The sequence below is a fragment of the Silvimonas sp. genome (genome assembly GCF_031291215.1).
Lineage (GTDB): Bacteria > Pseudomonadota > Gammaproteobacteria > Burkholderiales > Chitinibacteraceae > Silvimonas > Silvimonas soli.
On record NZ_JARLJK010000063.1, the window covers coordinates 116,719 to 127,744 of the forward strand.

Genomic DNA, 11,026 nt, shown 5'->3' on the forward strand with positions numbered 1-11,026 from the left:
GGGCTTTTGGTCGTTGCGATCAGTCAACCTCACGGCGCCAGTTTGACGGCACGTACGCTATCCCCGTCGGCAATCTCCAGTCGCTGCAGTACGGCAGCACTTAGCGGCAAGCTGCCTTCCAGTGGGTGAGTCATTGCCAAGGTACAACGGAAATCGGCCAGCTTGCGATTGCTGATCAACCACGATTCGCCATCTTGTACTTCCGCAGCAACCGCCAGAGCATTAAACACGCGGCTATCCCGAACGGCGCGGATATCAGTCAACGCGCATTCCAGGCTCGGTCCAGCGTCGAAAATGTCAACGTAGCCTCGATAGCGAAAACCTTCAGCCTCCAGCAACTTGCGCGCAGGTCGCGTCGCCGGATGAACCTCGGCGACTGCGGCTTGCGCCTCTTCCGACAATAAACAGGTGTAGATCGGGTAACTGGGCATCAGCTCGGCAATAAACGACTTGTTGCCGACATATGAAAGAAAGTCGGCCCGCGCAAAATCCATTTTAAAGAAATGCCGCCCCAGGCTTTCCCAGAATGGCGAGCGTCCATTCTCATCCGAAACGCCACGCATCTCGGCAATAACCTTTTCGGAAAAACGCTGCGGAAACTCCGCCATAAACAAAAACCGCGACCTCGACAGCAAACCACCGTTGCCTGAGCCGCGCTGATCGGGTAGCAAGAAAAGCGAACACAATTCTGATGATCCGGTTAGATCCGAACTTAAAAACAGCGTGGTGAGTTTTTTATAGATATCCAGCTCACGCGACGTATGCACAGCCAGCCCCACCCGATAGTTGTACCAGGTATCGTTCATGCCCACCGCAGCCTCAATGCCAGACGTCCCTACCAGTTGCCCTGTCGTATCATCTTCCAGTACAAAGAAATAACTGGCATCCCCCAGCTCCCGCTCTCTGGAAACCGCCGCCACACTGGAGGTAATGCGCGCCTGCAAGCGTTCGGCATTGGGCTGCAAAGTGGTCACCCCCACACCGGCCTTGTTGGCCAAATCCAGCAGAGCATGAAAGTCACTGTGCCGCAGAAAGCGGATACGCATGGATGGATTCCTTTTCGATTTTTCGATGAACCAGGCCGGTTATAGAAGATCTTTCCAGGTCATCATTCATTGGCGCCACAGGCATGACAGCCAAGGCAGCCCGAGTACGGGTGGGGTGTTCAGATGCAAATGTAGATAGTAAAGCCAAAAGCAAGCCCCCGGATGTGAGCGACAAATTTCAATTTATTTGCCAAAAACAAAAGGGCAAGCCTCGCTTGCCCTTTCCGTAAGCCAATCTGGCGGTATTTTCGCGCGAATTATTTCATCTGCATGGTCAATCCATCGTGCTCACCCCAGTGCATTAGCACTTCTGCAGGCGCAGCCCCATTTGCTACCTGCCATTGCAGCAATGATTGCGAAACCACCGGCAGAATTTGCTGATTCAGCAAATGATCGATATTACGGGCGCCCGTATCAGGCAAAAGGCAGCTTTGTGCAATGAAATCAGAGAGTGACTCATCAAACGACAGCGCCGAGCGATAATGCTGTGCCATCCGCTGAGCAACCTTGGTCAGCTTCATCTGCACGATGGTACGGATGGCGGTGATGTCCAAGGGGCGGTAAATCACCGTTTGAAAGCGAGCCAGTAGTGCTGGCTGGAAATGTTCGACCAACAGAGGGCGGATCGCTTCGTGGGCCGCAGCAAGCTCACAATCGGCATTGATGTCATGCAACGCCATGAGTTCAGCACTACCCAGATTCGAAGTCATCAAAATCACGGTATTGCGAAAATCAATTTCCCGCCCTTCTCCATCGCGCATAAAACCGCGATCAAATACTTGATAGAACAGATTGAGCACATCCCGATGTGCTTTTTCGACCTCATCCAGCAGGACAATAGAGTACGGGCGTTGCCGCACAGCCTCGGTCAACACACCACCCTGGCCGTAGCCCACATATCCGGGCGGCGATCCTTTGAGCTGAGAAACCGTATGAGCTTCCTGGTACTCAGACAGGTTAATGGTGACCACCGCACGCTCGCCCCCGAACAACGCATCAGACAGCGCCAGGGCTGTCTCAGTTTTGCCAATGCCGGACGGACCAACCAGCAGAAATACGCCCAGCGGGCCGTCACTGGTTTTCATGCCCGTTTTTGCAGCCCGCAGACTGCTGGCAATACTCGATAGCGCATCCGGTTGCCCAACTACACGGCAAGACAATTGGTTTTCCAAAGCCAACAGGCTGGCTTGTTCATTTTTGAGCAAGCTGGCCAATGGGATACCAGTCCAGTCTGCAATCACCGCAGCGACGACAGCAGCATCGACCTCGGTATGGACTAGCACGGATTGGTTCTGCTGCAAGGCACTTAGTTGTGTGCGAAGCGTCTGTACAAGCTTGGCGGTTTCGGTATCTGGGGCTTTTACATCCGACTTTAAGGCCTCATGCAATTGCCTGACCAGGGACAGTGCTTGCTCGTGCGTTTGCCGTAACGCCATGAGCTGGCGATCTGCTTCGGATATCTCATGCTCTAGCTCCACCAAGCGAGCAGTGCCATCAGCATGGCCAGCGTGGGCATCCTCTTGCAGTGCGTGCATCTCGGTTTGCAAAGCGGTCAGCCGCGCCATCAGACGTTCCAGCTCAGCCGGTGTAGCGTCAAGACTCATGCGCACCCGTGCAGCCGCGGTGTCAATCAGATCGACAGCTTTGTCGGGCAACTGGCGGCCGGTGAGATATCGGCGAGATAACTGGACGGCGGCGGTCACTGCTTCATCCCTGATATGCACGCCGTGGTGGACGGCATAGCGAGACTGCAAGCCGCGCAGCATCAGGCAAGCGGCGGCATCATCAGGTTCGTCTACCTTGACCATCTGGAAGCGCCGCTCCAGCGCTGCATCACGCTCAAAGTATTGCTTGTATTCAGACCAGGTGGTGGCGGCAATGGTACGCAACTCTCCGCGGGCAAGTGCAGGCTTGAGCAAGTTGGCGGCATCAGCCTCACCGGCGCTATTCCCCGCGCCAATCAGGGTGTGCGCCTCGTCGATGAACAGCAGGATGGGTGCAGGGGACGACTGCACCGCATCGATCACATTTTTAAGGCGCTGCTCAAACTCGCCTTTTACCCCTGCCCCCGCCTGCAGCAACCCGAGATCAAGTACCAGAACCAGCACCGGCTTCAAGTTCTCCGGTACGTCGCCTTCGGCTATTTTCAGCGCCAGCCCTTCTGCCAACGCCGTTTTACCAACGCCCGGATCGCCAACCAGAATGGGATTGTTCTTGCGGCGACGCGCCAGGATGTCAATCATCTGGCGAATTTCAATATCGCGCCCAAAAACCGGGTCGATCTGGCCAGCCCGGGCTTTTTCAGTCAGATCAATGGTAAAGCGCTGTAGTGCTTCAGGCCGGGCTTGCAGCTGCGGCGAGACGGCCTTTGTAACCGTGCTTTGAGGTGCTCCGGAGGTATCAGCCTCTTTTGCGCTAAATACTGGACTTGTCGATGCAGCAGGAGCGGGAGCTTCTGCGGAAACGGGATCAAGCTCTGGCAACAACCGCCGAATTTGTGATGCCGAAAGACTCAACAGCGGCCAGGCTTCGTGAGCACGCAATAAATGGGGGTTGTCCTGCAGCGCCTGCAATAAGTGAGCCGAACGTATTTGCTCGCTGTTTTGTTCCAGCGAGGCGATCAGCCACGCACTTTCCAGCCACTCCCCCAGCGAGCGGGATAGACCAGGTTTGCCCCGTAAATCGTGCGGGCTTCGCTCAAGTGCGGTTAGCAGACCCTGCCAGATGACATCCATATCCAGCTCGTAACGACGGACAATTACCGGAATATCTCCGTCCCCGGGCTCCAGCAATTTCACGAGCCAATGCTCGGGAGTAATGTCAGTGTGGGCGCGTGTTTGGGCAAGACCGGCAGCGGCCTCCAGCGCACGGGTGCAATAATCATTGAGGCGGCGCAGCAATTGGGCAGGATCGCGAAGTGACATGGTGGCGTGGCCTGGTAGCAAAAAGCAGGGGGAGAGATAAAACATGAACCGGCCCGCCGGACGACGGGCCGAGCAATAGCAGACTTGGTTAAAACCGCCTTAGCGGCCTTCAGTCCAGCTATCGGAGTGGATGATGTTGCCATCTTTGTACGCCCACGTGATTTTCTCGTAGCGCATTTCGACCTTTTCCAGATGGTTGTATTTCTCTTTGCCCGGCTCTTTGATGTTATGCATTACCGGGGAAACGCCTACGACCTTGACGTTATCCAGTTTGGTATTGAAGTACTCCACTTCGTTACCGGCATCATCAATCTTGTACCACTTGATTTCGACGCTTTTCAGGGTCTGACCGCTGGTCACAGCCTTGTACAGGTACGGCGAAGATGCATCGGTTTCCTTGAAGAACACCAGCGGCTCATGCACGCGAGTGCCGGTCAGTTTGCCGGTATTGCCGTCGGTAGGAATACGCACGCCGTGCGTGAACTCGACGACTTCAACGCTGCCTTCACGCCCTTGTACAGTCACGGAGCCCTTGATGTCGGCGCCGCCGTCATCCTTTAGCCACATATATGCTGGAATTGCCATGAGTCATTTCTCCTTGGGGTAGTTGATGCTGCCTTGCAGGCAGCGCGGGTTACATCAATGCGCCGGGATATCCGGCACAAGCGTAATTTCGACGCGCCGGTTGCGTGCCTTGTTGGCGACGCTGTCATTTGGCGCAAGCGGCGTGCTGCCACCAAAACCTTTAACGGCAAAGTGCGAAGGTGGCAGGCTGGACATATTGATGAACCAGTCCCGTACGGCAATGGCGCGGGCCTCGGATAGTTTCTGGTTGATAGCAGGGTTGCCGGTGTTATCGGTATGCCCTGCAATCAGGGCTTGTTTTTCCGGATTGGCGGTGATGCTCATCAGGGCGGTCATCAAAACGCGGTTTGCGTCCGGCTTAAGGGTTGCCTTGCCGCTGTCAAATAACGACAAGCTATCCAGGCTAATCATGGCTGGTGGAGGTGGAGGCGGCGCGTATCCGCGGATTTCGCGCTCAAGCAAAGGCAAAAGGCCCTCACCGCGATACATTCCCCAGCTCAGACGCCAAGGGACGCCTGTACGAGCAAATGACAGCAACTGATCGCGGTCAGCTTGAAGTTGCCTCAGCGCGCCAAGCTTGGCGCCCGGCATCTGATAACCTGTCAACCGATAGCTGCCAATGTCGTCACGAATCTGCTGGATCAGGCGTTCGTTACCCAAGTACGATGCCGCCATGGCTGCGGCGACCGCTAACGCCGTGAAGCTCATCGCATCCAACAGCCCACGCAACCAGCCTGCGCAACGCCAGGAGTGAGGCAAATGTGGCACGATGGGCAACGGCAGAGGAGCGCCTGCCGGCAGGCCAGCGTGCGAGGCTGGCACCAGTGCGGCACGATCTTTGAGCCATTGCGCCCACAGATGTTGCGGTACGCTGGCCTCCAAAGTGTTGCTCACCAATACACCCTGCAGTTTCAAGGGCGCTAATCCATTGACGGTTGTACCCAGCATTGGCAGTGCCTGCTCTTGTGTCCATGCCAGGAGAGCCTGGGTTCGCGCGTTGTAACGGTGCACCAGCGAAGGCGCTCCGCAGACACTGTCCAGCGAGCAGGTATCCAGTCGCTGCAGGAGTGCCGGGATTTGAGTCGCCGCAGGTTGCGGCCGGCCCAGCGCGGAAATCAGAGTGCCGCGCCAATCCAGCTGGGTGCCAGTTCCTTCATCCAACCGTGCAAATAAGGTGAGATAAGCCGGAATGCGTTGCGCAACGCGGCGTTGCAATCCGGCTATGGCATAACGCCAGCCCACGAGATCGCCTTGCAACCTGGCAAGATCAGTACTTTGCTCCGGGGCCACACCAAGTACGACCGCATCGGGTGCTCGCGAACGCCAGTACTGCAACCGTTGGGAGACGGGAAGCAACATTGACGATTCCGGCACATCAATCCAGACCGCGTTGCCATCATGTACGGTAGTTGGCTGATGTCCCCGGTTGCCACCGGCTCGGCATACCAGAATTACCGGTGTGTCGTCACGCAGATCTCGAGGTAAATCCTGCAAGACCGGGCCAGATGCAAACTGGATTTGCTGGGTCTGTTGTTGCCGGCAGCGGCGCTGCCGATAAACCAGGACAATGCAAATCCCGACAAGAACCGCGGCACTGGTACCCCATTTCCAAGCGGGACTGAACGGCAAGCTGAACTGGCACAATGCGAGTAACAGGTAACCCAGCCAGAGGGTCACAGGAATAAAAGGATAGCGACGAAACACGATGGCTAGCCTTTGACCGAAGTCGTTAGCGCGGCTACCTGGGCATCAAGCAGATGCATCAACATCAGGCCCAATATCACGGTCAGCGCACTAATCAACAACAACCACATCAAGGGCGAGAGACCACGCCAGTTACTTAGCCACGCCCCCTGCCCGGCCTTGACCAACAGAGACGGGGTTGGCTGGTTGCTCTGATCCAGGCTTTTCAACGCGTTAAAGGTATTCATACGCGCTGGATCAGTTTCGCTGGGGTAACGCCCGCAAAAGCCAAGGCCAAGCACGATCACATAGGTTTCGATCAGGGTAGTATCTGGAACACTCTGCCTGAGCAAGGCATTAATCTGCTCATAAACCGTCTCGCCAGCGTTATAACTATTGAAAAAGCGGACTTGTAGCGGTTCCGCTTCCCATTCGCTGCGCATTTCTTCCGGCAATGAGCGCAATGCACTTTCATCCAGCAGTGCGCACTGGGCGTGGCTAATCTCTTCTATAACTGCGGATGAAAACCCAGCATCCTGCAGCTGCAACCGCATGGTTTGCGCAAGTTCAATGCAACGGACACGCCAACGACCAGGATCGGGAATGTCTGGCTTCTCGGCGAGCAAAGATACCTGTAAAGCAGTATCGCGAAACAAAGGACGGATCAGAGAGGCTGAGGGAGTGGGCATCATGTACGCAGGACTGCAAAGAGTTCGACATTGACTTCAGGAATGGAAGCCGGGATGTAAATACTGCAAGAACGCGTCTGCAACATCCGGGCAAATGCGGGATCGCGGCCATCCAGCGAGAAATATTGGTTTTCCAGCCGCAACGGTACGGCAGACGGCACCCGCTGCAGCGCCGTGAGTGGCACCCCGGCAACTGCAGAGTTAAGGATGCGTTCCACTTCTTCCGGTGCGCCCAACTTGCAAACCATCGGCAGTTGCTGCTGCAACTGATGGCCGGGGATGGTGGCGTGGATGGACAGAAAGAAATCAGCATCCGCCAGCAGGCGCTCGTCGTTAAGATGCGCGCGCCACAATGTGGGTCGCACACGTTCAAGTGCAATTGGAATAACTGGCGACGGAATAACTGTATCCAGCAAATCCCGAATCAATTGCTCAAGTTGCCCGAACACCAGTTGTAACTGGTCATGCCGATAGGCCGGGATACGGTCCAGATCGTTTTCCAGCGAGAATGAACTTAGCGAGCCCGCAAGTCGCGCCAGCGCCAGCCATAGTTGCTCAGGATGCTGATCGGGATGGGTACTCAGGTGCATCAACTCGGGCCACGTCGTGTTAATACAATTCAGTAGCCAGAACAGAGAGACATCAGAGACTGAATAATCCGCTACGTTCTGGTTACGCTCACCGCGGCGGGCAGCCAGTTGGCCGCCGCGTGCCCGCAAGATATCGGTCAAACGTTCAACTAGTCCTGTCAGGCAGGGACTGGCACTTAAAGTCAGGCACGGTGGAATCCAGTCAGCATCCAGGCGAAAGCGCCCTCCCGTATCTCGTTTGAGACGGGCGACTGGGCAACTAATTAGATCTGAGTGAATTTCAAAATCAAAGACCAAAAATAAATTAAGTCGCTCCACGCCCATTTCAGCAACAGCATCACCAAACAAATCATTCACTTGAGCATATTCAGTGCGAAACCTTCTGGCACGTGCATTTTGTCGCGATTCATTAACGCAATTACTGCCATTTACATCGTAAAGCGGCAATGCAACCGAAACCACTATCAGCTGGATATCGGCGGGGATATCGGTCAAATCCCGAGCAGCGGGCAGCCATTCACCCAGTCTGGCGTCAATAATCGTTCCATCCGCCAAACGCATATCAATTTCTCGTAATTTTATTTTATTTAAATCGAGAATTGATTCATCCCATGCGATGCGTTGAATGCCCCAGTTATGGATAGTGGCGAGTTTGGCGGCAGCAGCGGTCTGAGCTTGATGAAACAGCCCTTGCTGCTGGAAGTGCTGAGGCAGCAGCAATGCGCCCTCTGACCATAAAGGCTTGAAGATTTTCATGCGTTATATACAGACCGGTTAACTTGCCATCCAGCAAAAGCCATGCATTGAGCAATTCAAAAGACTGGCAAGAATTATGATAATTACAAGAATTGGCGCTTCCAACTTGTTCCGTAGCAGAATTGCCATGCTGGTGTTGCGCAGTTCAAAAATATTACAGTACTATTCAGCGCAACTCAATCCACAAATAATCGTCATTCAATTTCTCATTATTAGAATAATAAGTAATTGATATCTGGATATTTGGCTTTAAGAGTTTTCCTACGGAAAATACAGAAATTACACACAGTTCAATCGGTACGGAGCAAGAAACCTGGTTTTATGCAAAACGGAAATTGCAATTCCGTTAATCTCAAGGAGCAATTAAAAGTGGCAGACAGTTTTCAGAACGAAGTCCCGGCGGCCCGGATCAACATCAAGCTTGACCTGCACACAGGGGGCGCACAGAAGAAGGTAGAGCTACCGCTCAAGCTGATGGTGATGGGCGATTTCAGCAATGGCCAAGACACCCGCCCAGTAGCAGAACGCCCCAAGGTATCCATCAACAAGAACAACTTTGATTCCGTTCTGGCTGAACTCAATCCGTCGGCCCGCATCGCGGCCCCGAATTTGCTCGGAGGTGACGCGGAAGAGGTGCTGGTTGATCTTGACTTCAAATCCATGAAGGACTTTCACCCCGAACAGGTGGCCAAGAATATCCCGCAACTACGCGCACTGCTGGCCATGCGCAATTTGTTGCGCGACCTCAAATCAAATTTGCTCGACAACGCTTCATTCCGTCGTGAGCTCGAAAAAATCCTCAAAGACCCGTCGCTGTCCGCCAACTTGCGCACAGAACTGGAAAAAGTTGCCCCCGTAGATAGCGACGCTGTCTGAACCCGGAGAAGTGAATATGTCGATGCAAGAAACCCAGGCTAGCAATGCAACACAGACCCGCACAGTGGACGCGCCAGACGGGCCGTCAAATGTGTACGAGACATTGTGCGCCAAGATCAAACTGACACCGGTTACTCACACGCAACCGTTTGAAATTTTCCAGAGCAACGATGCCTTGTCCGAGTCATCAATTGATGAACGCGTTGCGGTTGCAGTAAACGTGTTCCTGAAGATGATCCAGGCCTCGTCACAGCAAGTTGACCGGCTCGACAAAAGCCTGCTGGATTTTCACATCGCTGCCATTGATGAAAAAATCAGCCGTCAACTGGATGCAGTCATGCACCACGAAACCTTCCAGCAAATTGAAGGCGCATGGCGTGGCCTGAAATTCCTGGTAGACCGCACCGATTTTCGCAAAAACGTGAAAATTGAAATTCTGGACGTAGCCAAAGACGCACTACGCCAGGATTTCGAAGACACACCCGAAGTCATTCAGAGTGGTTTGTACCGCCATACTTATATCCAGGAATACGACACTCCTGGCGGCGAGCCAATCGGCTCCATCATCTCCAACTACGAGTTCGACCGCAGCGCCCAGGATATTGCCCTGCTGCGCAACATATCCAAAGTCTCCGCTGCCGCTCACATGCCTTTCGTGGGGGCTATTGGAGCGGCTTTCTTTGGCAAAGATTCGATGGAAGAAGTCGCCGCCATCCAGGATATCGGAAACTATTTTGACCGCGCCGAATACATCAAATGGAAGAGCTTCCGGGACACCGATGATGCGCGTTATATCGGCCTGACACTGCCACGCTTTCTGGCCCGTCTGCCGTATGGGCCAGACACCACCCCGGTACGTGCTTTCAACTATACGGAGCAGGTCAAAGGCCCGGACCACGAACGTTACCTGTGGGCCAATGCCTCGTTCGCGTTTGCTGCCAACATGGTGCAAAGCTTTATCAAGAACGGCTGGTGCGTGCAGATTCGTGGCCCGCAAGCAGGTGGCGCGGTCAAAGACCTGCCGATCCACCTTTACGATCTGGGCACTGGCAATCAGGTAAAGATTCCGACCGAAGTGCTCATTCCGGAAACGCGCGAGTTCGAATTTGCCAATCTGGGTTTTGTACCGCTTTCGTTCTACAAAAATCGCGACTACGCCTGCTTCTTCTCGGCCAACTCGGCACAGAAGCCATCGCTGTATGAGACCAAAGAAGCCACGGCCAACAGCCGTATCAATGCCCGCTTGCCATATATCTTCTTGTTGTCGCGCCTGGCGCATTACCTCAAGTTGATCCAGCGCGAAAACATCGGCACCACCAAAGACCGTCGCGTGCTGGAGCTTGAACTCAACACCTGGATCAAGACTTTGGTTACCGAAATGACCGACCCGGGCGACGAGCTACAGGCGTCGCACCCGTTGCGCGAAGCCCGCGTAATGGTGGAAGACATTGAGGACAACCCCGGCTTCTTCCGCGTCAAGTTGTTCGTGGTGCCGCACTTCCAGATCGAAGGGTTGGATATCAACCTGTCGCTGGTTTCACAAATGCCCAAAGCCAAAAACTGATGCACCCGCCGGCCCGGTCCATGCCGGGTCGGCTTGATCATGTCTGGCATTTCCCGGTACGCCTGTAACCCACTCAGGCGCATGTTTTCCTGTCACTGCGTGCCAACAGCGGCTCTGGTTAAGGTTATTTAAAGGTTAAAGATGTCTACGCCCTTCTTGCCCTCTGCAGCAACATGGTCTGGCCCGGCCTCGATGGACACTGACTTAAGGTGGATAATGCCCACCCAGGAGTTGTGTTCATGACCAAGACCAGACGTACTTACCCCGAATCCTTCAAACGTGATGCAGTAAACCAGGTGCTGGCCGGCACCCC

Annotated in this window: 9 protein-coding genes; 2 read left to right on the top strand and 7 right to left on the bottom strand. The window is 54.4% G+C overall.

The genetic code is table 11. The annotated features are described in order from the left end of the window. Positions 1–29 precede the first annotated feature (29 nt). The 6 genes from astA to tssK form a co-directional block, all read right to left on the bottom strand. Complete coding sequence (astA, locus tag P4L78_RS06115) at positions 30–1,046, bottom strand: arginine N-succinyltransferase (protein WP_309327286.1); 1,017 nt, start codon at positions 1,044–1,046, stop codon at positions 30–32. A gap of 257 nt (positions 1,047–1,303) precedes the next feature. Further along, entirely contained in the window at positions 1,304–3,970 is a 2,667-nt protein-coding gene (gene tssH / locus P4L78_RS06120) for a type VI secretion system ATPase TssH (protein WP_309327287.1), read from the bottom strand. A gap of 99 nt (positions 3,971–4,069) precedes the next feature. Continuing rightward, complete coding sequence (locus P4L78_RS06125; protein ID WP_309327288.1) at positions 4,070–4,555, bottom strand: Hcp family type VI secretion system effector; 486 nt, start codon at positions 4,553–4,555, stop codon at positions 4,070–4,072. Positions 4,556–4,609: 54 nt separating this feature from the next. Then, entirely contained in the window at positions 4,610–5,914 is a 1,305-nt protein-coding gene (locus P4L78_RS06130) for an OmpA family protein (RefSeq protein ID WP_309327289.1), read from the bottom strand. Positions 5,915–6,264: 350 nt separating this feature from the next. Beyond that, positions 6,265–6,930, bottom strand: a complete 666-nt coding sequence (locus P4L78_RS06135) for a DotU/TssL family secretion system protein (protein ID WP_309327290.1) — start codon at positions 6,928–6,930, stop codon at positions 6,265–6,267. Then, positions 6,927–8,273, bottom strand: coding sequence for a type VI secretion system baseplate subunit TssK (gene tssK / locus P4L78_RS06140; RefSeq protein ID WP_309327291.1), 1,347 nt, complete (start codon positions 8,271–8,273; stop codon positions 6,927–6,929). Before tssK ends, P4L78_RS06135 begins: the two co-directional genes overlap by 4 nt. 369 nt (positions 8,274–8,642) lie before the next feature. Between tssK and tssB the strand changes: the two genes are divergently transcribed. Both tssB and tssC read left to right on the top strand, forming a co-directional pair. After that, on the top strand, positions 8,643–9,149 hold the full coding sequence (gene tssB, locus P4L78_RS06145) for a type VI secretion system contractile sheath small subunit (RefSeq protein ID WP_283149513.1): 507 nt from the start codon (positions 8,643–8,645) through the stop codon (positions 9,147–9,149). A 16-nt stretch (positions 9,150–9,165) separates the two neighbouring features. After that, the gene (gene tssC / locus P4L78_RS06150; RefSeq protein WP_309327292.1) at positions 9,166–10,713 is read left to right on the top strand and encodes a type VI secretion system contractile sheath large subunit; all 1,548 of its coding nucleotides are present in this window, start codon (positions 9,166–9,168) and stop codon (positions 10,711–10,713) included. 128 nt (positions 10,714–10,841) lie between these two features. Here the strand turns inward: tssC and P4L78_RS06155 are convergent. Next, a partial coding sequence (locus P4L78_RS06155; protein ID WP_309327293.1) for a hypothetical protein occupies positions 10,842–11,026 on the bottom strand: 185 nt, incomplete at its 5' end.